This window comes from Limnobacter sp., assembly GCF_964228395.1.
Taxonomy (GTDB): Bacteria; Pseudomonadota; Gammaproteobacteria; order Burkholderiales; family Burkholderiaceae_B; genus Limnobacter.
In genome coordinates this window covers 1-17,096 of sequence record NZ_CAXQZX010000082.1, presented here as the reverse complement: position 1 = coordinate 17,096, position 17,096 = coordinate 1, and the positions used below count along the sequence as shown (strand labels likewise).

The following is a 17,096-nucleotide window of genomic DNA, read 5'->3' as shown; positions in this document are numbered from 1 at the left end:
GTGCGTGAAATGAGATCTTCAACCAAGCCTTCCAGCTTTGCACGGCTCAATTTGGTGGTCAGGTGCACGGGTGCACCATTGGCCATGGCAATGTAAGGCTCGTTGATTTCTGTTTGCTGCGAAGACGACAGTTCAATCTTGGCACGCTCAGCCGCAGCCTTGATACGCTGCAAGGCAATGGGGTCCTTGGAAAGATCGACGCCGTTGTTCTTTTTAAATTCGTCAATGATGTGGTCGATGATTCGTTGGTCGAAATCCTCACCACCCAGGAAAGTGTCACCGTTGGTGGACAACACTTCAAACTGTTTTTCGCCGTCAATGTCTGCGATTTCGATGATGGACACGTCGAAGGTACCACCGCCCAGGTCGTACACTGCAATTTTGCGGTCGCCTTTTTCGGCTTTGTCCATGCCAAAGGCCAGGGCAGCGGCCGTGGGCTCGTTGATGATGCGCTTAACATCCAGACCAGCGATTCGGCCAGCATCTTTGGTGGCTTGGCGCTGGCTGTCATTGAAATAAGCGGGCACGGTGATCACAGCCTCGGTGACCTCTTCGCCAAGATAATCCTCAGCGGTCTTCTTCATTTTGCGCAGCACTTCAGCGGACACCTGGGGTGGGGCCAGCTTCTGGTCGCGCACCTTCACCCAGGCGTCACCGTTGTCGGCCTTCAGAATTTCATAGGGCATCAGGTCGATGTCTTTTTGCACCTCGGCGTCTTCGTATTTGCGGCCGATCAGGCGCTTGACCGCGTACAGGGTGTTTTTGGGGTTGGTCACCGCTTGGCGTTTGGCGGGCGCACCCACCAAAATCTCGCCGTCTTCCATGTACGCAATGATGGAAGGCGTGGTGCGTGCACCTTCCGAGTTTTCAATCACCTTGTACCCACCGCCCTCAAACACTGCCACGCAGGAGTTGGTGGTACCCAAGTCAATTCCGATAATCTTACCCATGAATTTCTCCGTGAAATCTGAATTCTGTTATGCCTGATATGGGGCTTAACCCACACAGTTCAAGTGGTTATAACAATCACTGCGCCACAGACACCAAGGCCGGCCGCAACACCCTGTCGTTAATCAAGTAGCCCTTTTGCAACACGGCCACCACGTGGTTTGCTGGCACAGCGGGATCCACCGAGTTGCCAGGCACCATGGCCACGGCCTGGTGGGCATTGGGGTCAAACTTCTCACCCACGGGGTTGAGCACCACGACTTTTCCGCGCTCAAAGGCAGATTCAAGCTGGCGCAGTGTAGCCGACACGCCTTCTTTCAGGGTGTCAAGGGTTTGGTTTTCAAGAGCCAGCGCCATCTCGAGGCTGTCGCGCACTGGCAGCAAAGCTTCTGCAAACCCTTCAATGGCGTACTTGTGCGCCTTGGCCACATCTTCTTGGGTGCGGCGGCGAAGGTTTTCCATGTCTGCGGCCAATCGCAGGTACACCTCTTTGGCTTTGGCAGCCTCTTCCCGAGCTGCATCCAGCTGGCTTTGCAATTGGGCAACGGGGTCGGCCTCAGGCTTGGGTTCTTGCTGGCTGGCCTGGGCTTGCTCAAGCTCGGGTTGGGCCTGTTCACCGGGCATCTCTGGCGCCTGCTGCTCAGGCGAGCCTTGCTCGTCTGGATTGGGCTTTCCAGTGGGTTCCGACATGTTTTTTTCCTCCGAAAATAAAAATCCCCGACACAATGCCGGGGATGTGGGGGCACATTGGCCCATTTCAAGGGTTGATGGCGACAATTATAAAAATCAATCGCCAAAGGGTGGCTTCAGCTTTCTTTGGCCCCCATGGCCAGGGCCAGCTTGCGGCTTTCGGCCAACTCGCTGGCCATGCTTTCTTCATAGCCCATGTCCACCGGCCAACCCTGCAAATGCTGGGCGGTGATTTCGGTGAGCATGGCGGCGGCCCAATCGCTGTCGTTCAAACAGGCGATGTAGTGAAATTCCCCACCACCGGCGTGTTGAAAGTCCTCGCGCCCCTCCTGGTTGATTTCTTCCAGCGTTTCCAGGCAGTCGGCCATAAACCCAGGGCACATCACATCAATTCGGCGCGTGCCCGCCTGCCCCAAGGCCTTCAGGGTTTGATCTGTGTAGGGCTCCAGCCACTTGGCTTTGCCAAAACGGCTTTGGAAAGTCACGCGGTATTGCCCGCGGTCAAGGCCCAACTCCTCGCCAAGCAAACGGGCCGTTTTGTGGCATTCGCAATGGTAAGGGTCGCCCTTCATCAGAGTCATTTCGGGCACCCCATGAAAACTGAACAACAACACATCGCCCTGCTCAAAATTGGGCTTGCCTTTGCTTGCCCAATGCTTGCGTACACTCTCGGCCAGGGCGTGAATATAAGCTGGATGATCGTGGTAATGCTTGACCAGACGCAATTCTGGCAAGTTGCGAACGGGGCGGGCCCAATCGAATACCGCATCGAACACGGAGGCTGTGGTGGCAGCGGCATACTGCGGGTACAAAGGGAACACCAGCACCCGGTCGTATCCTTCTGCACGCAAGGCGTCCATGCGCTGGGCCACAGAGGGGTTGCCATAACGCATGGCCAATTCAACACGTACATCCCAGCGGCGGGCCTTGAAACCATCGCGAAGGCGTTGCACCTGTTTTTTACCGATCGCCAACAGCGGAGAGCCCTCAGGCGTCCACACTGTGGCGTATTTGGCGGCTGACTTTCTGGGGCGAATCTGCAAAATGATGCAGTTCAAGATAATCCACCACACCAACTTGGGAATTTCCACCACGCGGGGGTCAGACAAAAACTGCTTGAGGTAACGCCGAAGTGAAGGGGTGTCGGCCTGGTCCGGAGTGCCAAGGTTAACCAGCAGCACAGCGGTTTTTTGGGGAGTGCCGTGGCGAAACGGGGCTTCAGTGCGCATGGGGTACTACCTGAAAATCTTGAAGCCACCAAGTATAACCAGACTGCACAGGCTATGGGCGGCAGGGTGTGGCGCCACAAGCGGGCAATGACGGCCTAATCTGGATCAGACAAAGCCGAAGACACCAGTTTGGACGTGATGTCGACAATTGGAATCAAACGTTCGTAGGCCATTCGGGTGGGGCCGATCACGCCAAGCGTGCCCACCACCTCGCCATTAACCTGGTAGGGGGCAGAAATCACACTCATCTCCTCCATGGGCACCAGGCTTGAGTCACCCCCGATAAAAATCTGCACGCCTTCGGCCCTGTGCGAGCTCTCCAGGAGGCGCAACAAGGCCGTGCGCTGCTCAAAAACACCGAACATTTTTTTGAGACGCTCCATGTCGGTCGACAAGTCGCTTACGTCGAGCAACTTGCGCTCGCCCGAGAGCAACACACCATCGGTTTGACTTTCTTGGGCCTCGGTGCCCGCGTTGACAGCCGCCTGCATCAACTTGCTGATGTCCTGGCTGATTTGATGTAGTTCCTGTGCCAAACGTTGCTTGGCCTCTTGAAAACTCAAGCCCGAGAAATGCTGATTAAAAAAGTTGGCGGCCTGAGTCAGCTCCGACTGGGTGTACGGCTTGTCTACGATCAAAATGCGGTTTTGAACATCGCCATCCGGAGTCACGATGATGAGCAGCACCTTGCGATCTGATAAACCCAAAAACTCCACCTGGCGAAACAGGGCCGCACGTTTGGGCGCAGTAATCACCCCAGCAAACGAAGACAAACTGGACAGCAAGTTCACCGCCCGGCTCAGCACGCGGTTGGGATCATCACGCTGAATACCCCCATTCAATACCGCCTGCACGTCACTGGCCAAGGGTTTTACGGTCAACAGCGAGTCCACAAACATTCGATAGCCCTGAGGCGTTGGCACCCGGCCTGCTGAGGTGTGGGGCGACACCACCAACCGAAGCTCCTCCAGATCGGCCATCACATTGCGAATAGTGGCCGGGCTTAAATCCAGGCTAGACCACTTGGACAAAGCACGCGAGCCCACCGGGCTGCCTTCAGCAATGTAACGTTCTACAAGGGTTTTGAGGATGGAACGGGCGCGTTCGTCAATCATCGTTGTCACTTCAAATGCGGGTTGCGATACGATTATGGCCTAACACCCCACTTTACGACAAAAACAGGACCTTCAGAATGCCAAAACAAAAAGGGATGTGCATCGCTGTGTTTGCCAAACACGGCGCCTCCCACAAGCAGGCGATTTGGCGCGGCGTAGTAGACCTGCTGTTGCGTAACGGGTTTCATGTGCTAGTGGCCGATACAGTGCTCAACAAGGCCCGCAAGGCCAATACAAAGCTTGACTCAGAGGCCTTTGAGTTTACTGACATTCAAACCATCAAACGCAAAGCCAAAGCGGCAGTGATCATCGGAGGCGATGGCACGTTTCTGGGCATTGCCCGCGAGCTGGCGGACACCCAAATCCCCTTGCTGGGCATCAACCAGGGGCGTTTGGGCTTTCTTACAGACATTCGTTTGGACGACATCGACCCCACTTTGATTGAAACCATTCGGGGCGATCATGTGCTGGAGGGGCGCCGCTACCTGGTGGGTGAAGTGCTGCGCAACGGCAAGTCGATTGGCGAGCACATCGCATTGAACGACATTGTAATCAGCCGTGGCATTGTGGGCGGCATGATCGACCTTCGCGTCGAGGTCGATGGCAAATTCATGTACGACCTGCGGGCAGATGGACTCATCCTGTCTACCCCCACAGGATCGACCGCCTACGCTTTGTCGGCCGATGGTCCCATTTTGCACCCCAGCCTGGCAGGCATTGTGATAGTGCCTGTGGCGCCTCATGCACTCACCAACCGACCCATCGCACTACCGGACAATTGCACCATCACCATCACCGTCACTGGCGGCAAACAAACAGGCGTGCACTTTGACATGCAGTTCAACAACCGCGCCAAAGCGGGTGATCAAATTAGAGTAAAAGTGTCACCCAACCCAATTCAACTGATGCACCCGGCACGCTATGATTACTTTGCAATGCTTCGGCAGAAGCTGCACTGGAGCGCCAGCCTAACCGATGTGGCACACCGTACGCGAGGACTAAGAGACAGCGGCCATGCTAAGTAGCCTAACCATTCAAGACTTTGTGATCGTCGACAAAATAGACCTGCATTTTGACGCAGGCATGTCGGTGCTGTCCGGCGAGACCGGCGCAGGCAAATCCATCTTGATTGATGCAGTGTCACTGTGCCTGGGTGGCCGTGCCGATGCCGGGCAAGTGCGCGAAGGATGTGAGCGAGCCAATATCACTGCAGTTTTTGAACTCAACCCAGCCGCGCAGGCCATCTTGGAAGAGCAATCCATCGACACCAGCGATGGCGAATTGCATTTGCGACGAGCCATCGAGGCCAACGGGCGATCCAAAGCCTATGTGAATGGCACGCCTGTGCCGGTGGGCACGTTAAAAGCCTTGTCCGAAACACTCATCGACATTCACGGGCAGCATGCCTTTCAAACGCTGGCCAAGCCCGGCGAGCAACTTCGCCTGCTCGATGAATTTGCCCAACACCCAGAACTGTTGGCCGAAACCGCCAAACATTACGCGGTGCTGCGGCAAGCCGAAAAAAAACTAAGCCAAGCCCAAAGTGGGCAAGCTGAGCGTGCCGCGCGCCTTGAAAACCTGCAATGGCGGCTGGACTTGCTTCAAAAAGTGGCCCCGAAACCCGCAGAATGGGAAAACCTGAGCGCTGAGTTTGACCGCCTGAGCCACAGCGCAGAGCTAATCGAAGGCACCCAGGCAGCCACCGACCTGCTCAGCAACAACGAGCCTGCCCTGCTGGACCAGCTCACTCACTTGATTGATAAATTGGGCCAGCTTGCTCACCGCGACCCCGCGCTTGAGAGCATACGCAACACCCTGTCGGAAGGGGAGATCCTGGTGAGGGAAGCCAGCTACGATCTGGCCAACTACCTAAAGCATGCTGACCTTGACCCTGAAAACCTGGCCGCCGTGGAACAGCGCATGGCCCTGTGGCACGACACGGCGCGAAAACTTCGAATTGCCCCGGAAGACCTGCACAGCGAGTTGGATCAAATCCACGCAGAGCTACAGAGCCTGGAAGACGGGTTCGACCTGGAAAAATTACAGACTCAACTGCGAAGCGCCCAGCAATCCTACCAACACGCCGCCCAGGCGCTGCGAAGCAGCCGGAATAAGGCGGCTCAAACCTTGGCCAAGCAAGTGACCGACACCATGCAACACCTGAGCATGCAGGGAGGCGTGTTTGCGATCCACCTGGTCGAGGACACTCCCAGTGCACAGGGCAGCGACGCTGTTGAATTCCGTGTGGCGGGCCACCCCGGTGTGACCCCACAGGCCATACAAAAAGTGGCCTCAGGCGGCGAACTGGCGCGCATCAGTTTGGCCATCACAGTCAACACAGTGAGCAGCACGCCCGTGCCTACCCTCATATTTGATGAAGTAGACAGTGGCATTGGCGGCGCTGTGGCCGAGGTGGTGGGTCGCTACCTGCGAACGCTGGCCCACAGCAAGCAGGTGCTTTGCGTCACGCATCTGCCCCAAGTGGCCGCACAGGCCCACCAGCATTACCAGGTCAGCAAATCCATTGCCTCGGGCAAAACGCGCTCACAAATTGTGCGTTTAGATCGTCAACAACGCATTGAAGAAATTGCGCGAATGTTGGGCGGGCAAGTGATTTCAGAAGCAACCCGCACCACCGCAACAGAATTGATGGACGGCGCGGAACTCACCACAGAGCGGCGTCGCGCTTAGCGCCTGGCCCAGGTGGATTTGTTTTTTTAATTGCCGTTCTTGCCTTTGCGATTCTCGCAGTCTTTTTTGGTGCAAGTGCCATACAGCGACAAAGCATGGTCGTGAAGTTCAAATCCACGGGCTTGGTCAATCGCTGTTTGGCGACGCTCAATTTCTTCGTCAAAAAACTCCACCACCTTGCCACATTGCACGCACACCAAATGGTCATGGTGTTCGCCCTCGTTCAATTCAAAGACTGATTTGCCCGTTTCAAAATGCTGCCTGGCCAACAAGCCCGCTTGTTCAAACTGGGTCAGCACGCGGTACACCGTGGCCAAGCCAATGTCGAGGTCTTCCTGGAGCAGCAACTTGTACACATCTTCGGCGCTCAAGTGGCGGTGTTGCCCGTTTTGGAAAAGCTCCAGAATTTTCATCCGGGGCAGCGTTGCCTTCAGGCCGATGCTTTTGAGGTCGCTTGCTGTTGTCATGAGTTTGGTACCATTGGAGGCGATTGGAGTACAAGTAGCTTATGATAACGCCTTTGAGGGGCTAGTTTGCGCACCAGATAAGGTACCCTACTCCCACTTTCCACGCGAAATTCACAACCCATGCGTATTTTAAGACTGAACTTGATGCTCTGTGCAACGCTGTCTGTTGGACTGGCCGCTTGCTCCACCTCCCCCGGTTTGTCCACTTACGTGCCCTCGTTTGTAAAGCCCTATCGCTTCGACATCCAGCAAGGCAACTTCGTCACCGAACAAGAGGTGCAGCGGCTTCGTGTGGGTATGACCAAAGACCAGGTTCGTTTTATCATGGGCACGCCTCTGCTCAACAGCCCTTTCCACGAAAATCGCTGGGATTACCTGTACCGCCTGCAGCGAGCCAACGGCGAGGTTGTTCAGTCGCGTTACACCGTGATTTTTGACAATGGCTTGGTCGCCAGGCACGGGGGCGAAAACCTGCCACAAAACCCAACAGACCTGCTTGGGCCCGCTGCCAGCACCACCGTGCCCAAAGGCCCCCTGCCCGCCGAGCGTCCGGCTGCAGACATCAAAGAATCCGAAACCGTATCTGGCTCTGAACGAGCCCCAGTGCTGAAGTGACCATGAACCAGACCATGAAAATAGCAATCGCCGGCGCCAGTGGGCGCATGGGCAAAACCCTCATTGAAGCCGTAATTCAACACCCGGACTGCTCGCTGGCCGGCGCGTTCGACCTGCCCGCAGCCACCTGCCTGGGCCGCGACGCAGGTGATTTTATGGGCGCCCAAACTGGCATCTTGATTACCGACAACATCGAATCAGCATTGCAAGGGGCGGATGTCCTCATTGACTTCACCCGCCCTGAAGGCACCCTCAAGCACCTGGAAATTTGCCAGCGTTTGGGTGTCAAGGCAGTCATTGGCACCACTGGATTTGAGCCCAAGCAATTGGAACAACTCAAATCCTTTGCCAAGCACATGGCCATGGTCTGGTCGCCCAATATGGCGGTTGGCGTTAACGCCACCTTTAAGCTCCTGGAAGTGGCGGCAAAAATATTGAACCAGGGCTACGACATCGAAATTATCGAAGCCCACCACAATAAAAAAGTGGACGCCCCCTCGGGCACTGCCCTACGCATGGGCGAGGTCATTGCCCAATCCATTGGTGTCGACTTAAAAGACGTGGGCGTCTTTGCCCGCGAAGGCATCACGGGTGAGCGGCAGCACGGCACCATCGGCTTTTCTACCATTCGAGGTGGCGACATCGTGGGCGATCACACCGTGCTGTTTGCCGGCACTGGCGAGCGCATTGAAATCACCCACAAGTCGGCCAGCCGAATGACCTATGCCCAAGGCTCGATTCGCGCTGCAAGTTACTTGATGCAGCACCCCACTGGCATGTTTGACATGCAAGACGTGCTGGGGCTAAAAAAAGTGGTGGTTTGAACGCCGCACTTGCACAATTGATTCGACACACCTCAGGCAAAGCTGTATAAGATTGCGGTAAGCGCTTGTACAGCTTGTTTATTTTTTGGTTTATATGGAGCCAAACAATGCCGCAATCACTTCTCGGGAAACTCGACGAGTTGCAAGGCAAAATCACCTTACTCACCCGCGCTCTGGAATCCAGCCGCCAAGACAGCAAAGCCTCCCGCGAGCAAATTGAAGCACTTCTTCGAGAAAACGAAGCACTGAAGAAAAAAGTCAATCACGCTCAAGGCCAAATCAACCAAATGCTGAACCAGTGGTTCCCAGAACTGGAGCTAAATTCGGAGAACGAAGTTGGAAGCACTTGACGTCAAAATCATGGGGCGGGACTTCCGCATCGCCTGTAAGCCCGATGAGCGCGCCGCGCTTCAGCAAGCTGTAAACATTGTGGAGACCAAAATGTCGGCGATCCGCAACACAGGCAAAGTGGTGGGGCTGGATAAAATCGCGGTCATGGCCGCTTTGCAGATTGCGCATGAGTCACTCGTCGGAAGTAATCAATCCAACCCTGTTTTAGGACTGGACATCGAGACAATTGAGCGTAAAATTGAGGCCATCGAGCAGCTGATTGACGTCAGCTTAAACCCGGCCTCAAAGCCCAAGAACGCTGACCTGTTCGATTGAATATTCAGTTAATCTCTGCCGTGTTGGTGTTGGTCAGCATTCCGTGAACCAATATCTGTGATCCCGGTTGCGGAATTTTTATGAGTCGGTGTGAGTCCCTCTCCGTCAGGGAAGCCTGAAGACTCTGATACTGCGACCCACTTGAACCTTAGGTTCAGGGATCGGACCAGTGCCACATCGGCAGAGACCCCATTGACCGGGCGATTGAACATCCAGTTCAGTCGCCTTTTTATTTGTTTGTAATCATGTTGGATATTTCTTTTATTGCCGCATTGCTTTGCCTGGGTGTGGTCAGCGGCGTGCTGGCCGGTTTGCTGGGCATTGGCGGAGGCATGCTGCTGGTACCATTTCTCACCTTCTTAATGGTCAGCCAGGGCGTGCCGGCCGAGCATGTGGTGCACTCCTCCATTGCCACTTCATTGGCCATCATCATGTTCACCAGCATCTCCAGCATGCGTGCCCATCACAAGGCTGGGGCAGTTCGATGGGACATTGTTAAACCTCTCACACCGGGTATTCTGGTGGGCGGTTTTGTTGGCTCCAAGGTGGTGTCCTATTTGCCGACCAAAGAGTTGGCTTTGGTGTTTGGCGCGTTTGTGATTTTTTCTGCCTACCAAATGTACGCAGACAAAAAACCCAAACCCACCCGCACGCTGCCGGGCAAAGGCGGGTTGTTTGGGGTGGGCAGCGTCATTGGAGCGGCCTCGGCCATTGTGGGCGCAGGCGGCGGGTTTTTGTCGGTGCCCTTTATGGTGTGGAGCAACATTCATTTGCGCAATGCCGTAGCCACATCGGCGGCTTTGGGATTTCCAATCGCCGTGTTCTCCAGCATGGCCTATGTAATCAACGGGCAACACCTGCAAGGCATGCCCCCCGGCGCTTTGGGTTATGTCTACCTGCCAGCAGTGGCCTGCGTGGCAGCCATGAGCGTGTTGTTTGCGCCATACGGCGCCAAACTCGCGCACACCTTGCCCGTTAAAAAAATCAAACGCATCTTTGCCCTGCTGCTGGCCTTCATTGCCTTGTCGATGATTTACAAAGCGGTCACAGGCTTTTAAAAATTAAACGCCCTAGTTTTTTCGCTTGCCCGGCCTGGGTGGCTCTGCAGTCACCGCCGGCTGCATCGTCTGTAGGGCGGTGGGCTTGTCTTTTGACCATTTCAACAAATACACACCGAGTAAAATCATGGGCAAGCTTAACCACTGCCCCATGGTGAGTCCCAAAGACAACACGCCCAAGAAACGGTCTGGCTCACGGGCAAACTCAACAACAAAGCGCGCTGCACCGTAACCCATCAAAAACCAGGCAGACACCGCAGCGCGTGCCCTGGGCTTGCTGGCAAACCACCAAAGGCCGACAAACAAAGCAATGCCTTCCAGCCCCATTTGGTAGAGTTGTGAGGGGTGGCGGGCCACTGTATCACCAGCCTGAGGAAACACCACACCCCACCAGCCCTCGGTGGGTCGCCCCCACAACTCGCCATTGATGAAGTTACCCAATCGACCCAAGGCCAAGCCCAACGGCACAGCAGGCGCAACAAAGTCCATCAGGTCAAAAAATTTCCAGCCCTTGCGTTGAGCAAAAATAAAGCAAGTCAGCAACACGCCCAAAAACCCGCCATGGAAGGACATTCCGCCCTCCCATATCGCAAGAATTTCGCCCGGGTTACTCAAATAATAAGCCGGTTTGTAAAACACCACATACCCAAGCCGACCCCCCAAGATGACGCCAATCACAGACCAGGTCAGTAAATTATCCACATCCACCATTTTGATGGCTGGGAACAAGTGCAAGCGCCTGCGGGCCAGCACAATGAAGGCAATAAACCCGAGCAGATACATCAAGCCGTACCAACGGATGGCCAGGGGACCAATGGCCAAAGCCACGGGGTCAAATTGTGGGTGCACAAACATGGGGTTGCCCTGTGAATCAAAAACCAGCCATTGTAACGCCACCACATGATTGGTTTGTGTCCATGTCCCCCCTTGCCCCACCCGGTGAACAGGCATTCGGTGGTAAATTCTCACTTTGTTTTGAATCCCACCGTGAGCATTTGCCATGAGCATCAACCGACGTTCCAAAAACATCACCCAGGGCGTGGCCCGTTCGCCAAACCGCGCCATGTACTACGCCATGGGTTATCAGGAAGACGATTTCAACAAACCCATGATTGGCGTGGCCAACGGCCATTCCACCATCACGCCCTGCAACAACGGCCTGCAGCCTCTGGCCGATGCGGCGGTCAAGGCAGTCAAGGAAGCCGGCGGTAACCCACAAATTTTTGGCACCCCCACCATTTCAGACGGCATGAGCATGGGCACCGAGGGCATGAAGTACTCCCTGGTCAGCCGGGAAGTAATTGCCGACTGCATTGAAACTGCGGTGCAAGGCCAATGGATGGACGGTGTTCTGGTGATTGGCGGCTGCGACAAAAACATGCCTGGAGGCATGATCGGCATGGCACGCATGAATGTGCCCGGCATCTACGTGTACGGCGGCACCATCAAGCCCGGACGCTACAAAGGCAAAGACCTCACCATTGTGTCGGCTTTTGAGGCGGTGGGCGAATTCACCGCGGGTCGCATGAGCGAAGAGGATTTCAAGGGCATTGAAAAGAACGCCTGCCCCAGCTCTGGTTCTTGCGGCGGTATGTACACGGCCAACACCATGAGCTCGGCGTTTGAGGCCCTGGGCATGAGCCTGCCCTACTCTTCGACCATGTCCAACATCGACCCAGAGAAGGTGACCTCCACCGAAGAATCTGCTCGCGTGTTGATCGAGGCTGTTAAAAAAGACCTCAAGCCCCGTGACATCATCACAAAAAAATCAATTGAAAACGCAGTGGCCGTGCTGATGGCCACGGGTGGCTCTACCAACGCGGTGCTTCACTTCCTGGCCATTGCCAAAGCAGCCGATGTGGCTTGGGACTACGAAGACTTTGAACGAGTGCGCCTGCGCACGCCCGTCATCTGCAACCTCAAGCCATCGGGACAATATGTGGCAACCGATCTGCATGATGCAGGCGGCATCCCACAGGTCATGAAAGTGTTGTTGGATGCGGGCCTGTTGCACGGCGATTGCATCACCATCACCGGCAAAACCATTGCCGAAACGCTGGCCGATGTGCCCTCCGTGCCGCGCGCAGACCAAAATGTGATCATGCCCATCGAAAAAGCATTGTACAAACAGGGCCACCTGGCGATTTTGAAAGGCAACTTGGCCCCCGAAGGTGCTGTGGCCAAAATCACTGGCCTTAAAAACCCGGTCATCACTGGGCCAGCCAAAGTATTCGACGACGAACAAAGCGCGATGGACGCCATTCTGGGTGACAAAATCAAGGATGGTGACATTCTGGTGCTGCGTTATCTGGGCCCCAAGGGCGGCCCAGGCATGCCCGAAATGCTGGCCCCCACCTCGGCCATTATTGGCAAAGGCCTGGGCGAAACGGTTGGATTGATCACCGATGGTCGTTTTTCTGGCGGTACATGGGGCATGGTGGTGGGCCACGTGGCCCCCGAGGCTTATGTGGGTGGCACCATTGCCCTGGTGCAAGAAGGCGACACCATCACCATGGATGCCCACAAAAAGCTGCTGGAATTGCACGTGAGTGACGAAGAACTGGCAAAGCGCAAGGCCGCCTGGGTAAAACCAAAACCCCGCTACACCACTGGGGTTCTGGCCAAATTTGCCGCTTTGGCCAGCAGCGCCAGCAAAGGCGCGGTTACCGATGGCGATTTGAACCTGTGATGTAAACCGCCTGCACTTTGGCCGACATTCGCACTGTTTAACATGACAAACATGTGGGATGTCTGCCAAAATGTGCCTCGATGCGTTATAAGACGTGCAAACTGAGAATACGAGGAGTTCAGTATGAAGAAGCAAATGGGTCTACTGGCCATTGCAGCCACCATGGTTGCCATGCCTTTCGCTGCCAGTGCCGATGAAGCCTTGGCCAAGAGCAAAGCCTGTTTGGCTTGCCACCAAGTACAAAAGAAAGTGGTTGGCCCCGCCTTTAAAGATGTGGCAGCCAAATACAAGGGCCAGGCAGGCGCAGCCGAAATGCTGGCCGGCAAAATCAAGAACGGTTCCAAGGGTGTGTGGGGCCCCGTGCCCATGCCTGCTCAAAACGTGACCGAAGACGAAGCCAAAAAACTGGCCGACTGGGTGCTTTCCCTGTAATTTCGGCGGGCCAATCGCTACAAAAAAACCAGCTTCGGTTGAAGCTGGTTTTTTTATGTGTTTTGAGTCCGCCCAAGCAACCCCAAAACCGGCCTGTCTTACTGCAACACTTTCAACGGTGTTTTGCCTTGCTGGTTGTAAGTGTTCACCGTAACCGCTGCATTTTTAACATCGCCCAACTCGTCAAATGCGATGGTGCCAATTACACCCTGGTGCGAAATGCTTTTTAGTTTGGGCAAGTATTTTTTGGGGTCGGCCGATTTGGCGGCCTTCATGGCCATGCCCATGGTCATTACCGCATCGTATACAAATGGCGCGTACACCTGAATGTCGGCTTTGTATTTGGCCTTGAAGCGCTGCTCAAATGCTGGGCCACCCGGCATTTTGCTCAAGGCCATGCCACCTTCCGCACAAATGACATTGCTGCCCACATTGTCGCCCCCCAACTTGACCAATTCGGTGGTGCAAATGCCATCGCCACCAATCAGGCTGGCTTTGATGCCGAGTTGCTTCATTTGGCGCAGCATGGGGCCCGCCTGAGCATCCATACCACCGTAAAACACAACATCGGGATTGGCACGCTTTACAGCGGTCAAAATGGCTGCAAAGTCAGTGGCCTTGTCATTGGTGTAGTGGCGTTCAACCACCTGCGCGCCATTGGCCTGAACGTTCTTGGCATAAATGTCTGCCAGTGGTTGCCCATAGCCGGTGCGGTCGTCAATCACCACCACGCGCTTGGCTTTTAGATCGCTTACCGTGAATTTGGCCAAGGCAACGCCCAGCACGCCATCGTGTGCAATCACTCTAAACACCGAGTCAAAGCCCTGTTGAGTAATTTTTGGTGTGGTGGCCGACGGGGTAATTTGAGGAATGCTGCAGTCGTAATAAATTCTGGACGCTGGGATGGTTGTACCGCTGTTTAAGTGACCCACAATGCCATTGACCTTCATGTCACAGAGCTTTTGAGCCACGATCGCCCCAGTCTTGGGGTCGGCTGCATCGTCCTCGGGTACCAATTCAAATTTTGCAGTGCCTCCTTCGAGCTGAATCTTCATCGCATTCAGGTCTTCGATCGCCAAGCGAGCACCGGATTCATTGTCTTTTCCGTAATGCGCTTGAGGACCAGACAATGGTGCGATGTGCCCAATTTTGACCACCACATCCTTGGCCAGCACCGGCGTGCTTAAAGCCATGCCCAACACCACACCTGCACTGCCAAACCCTTTTACACCAAACCGCTTGATCAACCTGCTTGTGTTCATGCCTGCCCTCAGTGATTACTCTCAGTGATTACTTTGAGTGATTAAGAAAATTTAAAACCATATAAACGCAAGCCACATAAGTGACCGCGTTGAATCATCAATGTAGCACCGAATGGGCCATTTGCGCACAAGCAAACCAAGCTCACAAAAAAGCCTGTTTAACATCTTCATTTTTTGGTTGAACGCCGTGCAGGTGACAGGCTTTGTAATATTCTTGTGATCAACGCAACTCCCTTGGCTACTCTCCAAAGCCCAGCATGGATATTTTTATTCAGCAGTTGATCAACGGTGTGGTGTTGGGCAGCATTTATGCGCTCGTGGCTTTGGGCTACACCATGGTGTACGGTGTGCTTGGGCTCATCAATTTTGCGCACGGCGAAGTGCTCATGGTTGGCGCCATGGTGGCTTTTTCGGCCATCAGCCTAATGGTAGGGCAATACCCAGACACCCCGGGATGGATACTGCTCACCGTGGGCGTGATGTGCGCTGTACCAGTGTGCATGGCGGTCAGTTTTAGCGTAGAAAAACTGGCATATCGCCCTTTGCGAAATGCACCTCGCCTGGCCCCGCTCATTTCTGCCATCGGTGTTTCTATTACCTTGCAAACGTTGGCCATGATCATCTGGGGCCGCAATTACCTCATTTTTCCTTCCACCCTGTCGACTGAGCCCATCACTCTTTTGCACTTTGCTCCCACAGAAGGCATCGACTTCGAGCGCACTGTATCGGTTACGCCTGTGCAATTGCTGATCGTGGTCGTGTCGGCCTCGCTGATGATGGCCCTGACCTTGCTTGTTAACAAAAGCCGCCTGGGGCGTGCCATGCGCGCCACGGCAGAAAACCCTGCAATTGCCAACCTGATGGGCATCAACCCCAACCACATTATTTCGGCCACCTTTGTGATCGGGGCGGCACTGGCTGGTGTAGCGGGCGTGATGGTGGCCGCCAATTATGCGGTGGCACACTTCTACATGGGCTTTTTGCCTGGCTTAAAGGCCTTCACAGCCGCAGTGCTCGGGGGCATCGGAAATATTTACGGCGCCATGTTGGGTGGTTTGTTGCTGGGCATCGTAGAAAGTCTTGGGGCTGGCTATTTGGGTGCACTCACCGGTGGCTTTTTGGGCTCGCATTACCAAGATATTTTCGCGTTTGCGGTGTTGATTTTGGTGCTCACCTTGCGACCTTCTGGCTTGTTGGGTGAGCGTGTGGCGGAGCGTGCATGAACACAACAAACCCAAACCGCAAGGTGTTGCTGTTAATGGTTATTGCCCTGGTGTTGTTGGCCCTGCCCTGGTTTGCAGGCATGCTGGGCAACAGTTGGGTGCGCATCATCAATTTGGCATTGCTGTATGTGATGCTGGCCTTGGGCCTGAACATTGTGGTGGGCTTTGCCGGCCTGCTCGACTTGGGTTACATCGCCTTTTATGCGGTGGGGGCTTACTTGTACGGTCTGCTGGCCTCCCCCCACCTCACCGACAACTTTGAGTTGCTAGCGCAAATGTTTCCCGATGGCCTGCATGCGTCGGTGTGGATCATTTTGCCCTTGGGGGCGTTGGTGGCCGCCATTTTCGGTATTTTGCTCGGCGCCCCCACGCTGCGTTTGAGGGGCGATTACCTCGCCATCGTGACCCTGGGGTTTGGCGAAATCATTCGCCTGTTTTTAAACAATCTGAACGCCCCCGTGAACATCACCAACGGGCCGCAGGGCATCAACATGATTGAGCCGGTTGAAATCGGAAGCGTTCGTTTTGCCCGCACGGTGGAGCTGTTTGGTTTTGACGTGCCCTCTCTACATCTCTACTACTATTTGTTTTTGGGGCTTACCCTGCTCATCATTGTGATTTGTATGCGCTTGCAGTACAGCCGCGTGGGGCGTGCGTGGGCAGCCATACGCGATGACGAAATTGCCGCAAAATCCATGGGCATCAATACCCGCAACATGAAGCTTTTGGCCTTTGCCTTGGGCGCGTCGTTTGGAGGCGTGGCTGGTGCCATGTTCTCTGCATTTCAAGGTTTTATCAGTCCAGAATCGTTCGGCCTGATGGAATCCATCATTGTGCTTTGCATGGTGGTTCTGGGTGGTATGGGCCACATTCCTGGTGTGGTGCTGGGGGCCTTGCTGCTGGCGGGCTTTCCGGAATTTTTACGCGAACTGGTCACGCCACTACAAGAAATGTTGTTTGGCAAAGTCATTCTGGATGCCGAAATTTTGCGATCACTGCTTTATGGGCTCACCATGATTCTGGTGATGTTGTACCGCCCGCGTGGCCTGTGGCCAGAGCGCAAGGGCAGTGAACACCTGCCCGCCCATGTGGAGAGCAAAGCATGAGCATGGCATCAAGTGCTGCCTTGCTGCAGGTGTCTGGTTTGTGCAAACGCTTTGGTGGCGTGCAGGCCGTGGACCAGGTGT

The 17,096-nt window shown here is 54.9% G+C and carries 18 protein-coding genes and 1 other RNA gene; 12 read left to right on the top strand and 7 right to left on the bottom strand.

What is annotated here, in order from left to right; translation table 11 throughout:
• The 4 genes from ACEQU8_RS06880 to hrcA all read right to left on the bottom strand — a co-directional run.
• Positions 1–950: Hsp70 family protein (locus ACEQU8_RS06880; protein ID WP_370262492.1), on the bottom strand; the 950-nt coding region annotated here is incomplete at its 3' end.
• A gap of 76 nt (positions 951–1,026) precedes the next feature.
• Positions 1,027–1,638, bottom strand: a complete 612-nt coding sequence (grpE, locus tag ACEQU8_RS06875; protein ID WP_370262491.1) for a nucleotide exchange factor GrpE — start codon at positions 1,636–1,638, stop codon at positions 1,027–1,029.
• A gap of 116 nt (positions 1,639–1,754) precedes the next feature.
• A complete protein-coding gene (gene hemH, locus ACEQU8_RS06870; RefSeq protein WP_370262490.1) occupies positions 1,755–2,867 on the bottom strand; it encodes a ferrochelatase in 1,113 nt (370 codons plus the stop codon).
• 95 nt (positions 2,868–2,962) lie between these two features.
• Complete coding sequence (hrcA, locus tag ACEQU8_RS06865; protein WP_370262494.1) at positions 2,963–3,979, bottom strand: heat-inducible transcriptional repressor HrcA; 1,017 nt, start codon at positions 3,977–3,979, stop codon at positions 2,963–2,965.
• 80 nt (positions 3,980–4,059) lie between these two features.
• On the opposite strand from hrcA, the gene ACEQU8_RS06860 reads away from it, so the two are divergent.
• Complete coding sequence (locus ACEQU8_RS06860) at positions 4,060–5,007, top strand: NAD(+)/NADH kinase (RefSeq protein WP_370262488.1); 948 nt, start codon at positions 4,060–4,062, stop codon at positions 5,005–5,007.
• Positions 4,997–6,673, top strand: a complete 1,677-nt coding sequence (gene recN / locus ACEQU8_RS06855; protein ID WP_370262487.1) for a DNA repair protein RecN — start codon at positions 4,997–4,999, stop codon at positions 6,671–6,673. Before ACEQU8_RS06860 ends, recN begins: the two co-directional genes overlap by 11 nt.
• A 26-nt stretch (positions 6,674–6,699) precedes the next feature.
• On the opposite strand, the gene fur is transcribed toward recN, so the two are convergent.
• Positions 6,700–7,140, bottom strand: a complete 441-nt coding sequence (gene fur, locus ACEQU8_RS06850) for a ferric iron uptake transcriptional regulator (RefSeq protein ID WP_370262486.1) — start codon at positions 7,138–7,140, stop codon at positions 6,700–6,702.
• A 120-nt stretch (positions 7,141–7,260) separates the two neighbouring features.
• Between fur and ACEQU8_RS06845 the strand changes: the two genes are divergently transcribed.
• From ACEQU8_RS06845 to ACEQU8_RS06820, 6 genes are all read left to right on the top strand, one after another.
• A complete protein-coding gene (locus ACEQU8_RS06845; protein WP_370262485.1) occupies positions 7,261–7,755 on the top strand; it encodes an outer membrane protein assembly factor BamE in 495 nt (164 codons plus the stop codon).
• Positions 7,756–7,769: 14 nt separating this feature from the next.
• Entirely contained in the window at positions 7,770–8,579 is an 810-nt protein-coding gene (gene dapB / locus ACEQU8_RS06840; RefSeq protein WP_370262483.1) for a 4-hydroxy-tetrahydrodipicolinate reductase, read from the top strand.
• Positions 8,580–8,686: 107 nt separating this feature from the next.
• On the top strand, positions 8,687–8,929 hold the full coding sequence (locus ACEQU8_RS06835) for a hypothetical protein (protein ID WP_370262482.1): 243 nt from the start codon (positions 8,687–8,689) through the stop codon (positions 8,927–8,929).
• A complete protein-coding gene (locus tag ACEQU8_RS06830; RefSeq protein ID WP_370262481.1) occupies positions 8,916–9,245 on the top strand; it encodes a cell division protein ZapA in 330 nt (109 codons plus the stop codon). The genes ACEQU8_RS06835 and ACEQU8_RS06830 overlap by 14 nt, the downstream gene beginning before the upstream one ends.
• Positions 9,246–9,254: 9 nt before the next feature.
• Positions 9,255–9,436, top strand: a non-coding RNA gene (gene ssrS / locus ACEQU8_RS06825) — 6S RNA.
• 54 nt (positions 9,437–9,490) lie between these two features.
• Positions 9,491–10,303, top strand: a complete 813-nt coding sequence (locus ACEQU8_RS06820; protein ID WP_370262479.1) for a sulfite exporter TauE/SafE family protein — start codon at positions 9,491–9,493, stop codon at positions 10,301–10,303.
• A 12-nt stretch (positions 10,304–10,315) separates the two neighbouring features.
• Here the strand turns inward: ACEQU8_RS06820 and lgt are convergent, their stop codons facing one another.
• The gene (gene lgt / locus ACEQU8_RS06815; RefSeq protein ID WP_370262477.1) at positions 10,316–11,158 is read right to left on the bottom strand and encodes a prolipoprotein diacylglyceryl transferase; all 843 of its coding nucleotides are present in this window, start codon (positions 11,156–11,158) and stop codon (positions 10,316–10,318) included.
• A 145-nt stretch (positions 11,159–11,303) separates the two neighbouring features.
• On the opposite strand from lgt, the gene ilvD reads away from it, so the two are divergent.
• Complete coding sequence (gene ilvD / locus ACEQU8_RS06810) at positions 11,304–12,992, top strand: dihydroxy-acid dehydratase (RefSeq protein WP_370262475.1); 1,689 nt, start codon at positions 11,304–11,306, stop codon at positions 12,990–12,992.
• Positions 12,993–13,115: 123 nt separating this feature from the next.
• Complete coding sequence (locus ACEQU8_RS06805; protein ID WP_370262473.1) at positions 13,116–13,424, top strand: c-type cytochrome; 309 nt, start codon at positions 13,116–13,118, stop codon at positions 13,422–13,424.
• 98 nt (positions 13,425–13,522) lie between these two features.
• Here the strand turns inward: ACEQU8_RS06805 and ACEQU8_RS06800 are convergent, their stop codons facing one another.
• Positions 13,523–14,686: a branched-chain amino acid ABC transporter substrate-binding protein gene (locus ACEQU8_RS06800; protein ID WP_370262472.1), complete on the bottom strand. Its 1,164-nt coding sequence runs from the start codon at positions 14,684–14,686 to the stop codon at positions 13,523–13,525.
• A 257-nt stretch (positions 14,687–14,943) separates the two neighbouring features.
• Here ACEQU8_RS06800 and ACEQU8_RS06795 point away from each other — a divergent pair, with 257 nt between their 5' ends.
• A complete protein-coding gene (locus tag ACEQU8_RS06795; protein ID WP_370262471.1) occupies positions 14,944–15,909 on the top strand; it encodes a branched-chain amino acid ABC transporter permease in 966 nt (321 codons plus the stop codon).
• Complete coding sequence (locus ACEQU8_RS06790) at positions 15,906–17,015, top strand: ABC transporter ATP-binding protein (protein ID WP_370262470.1); 1,110 nt, start codon at positions 15,906–15,908, stop codon at positions 17,013–17,015. Before ACEQU8_RS06795 ends, ACEQU8_RS06790 begins: the two co-directional genes overlap by 4 nt.
• Positions 17,016–17,096: the final 81 nt, after the last annotated feature.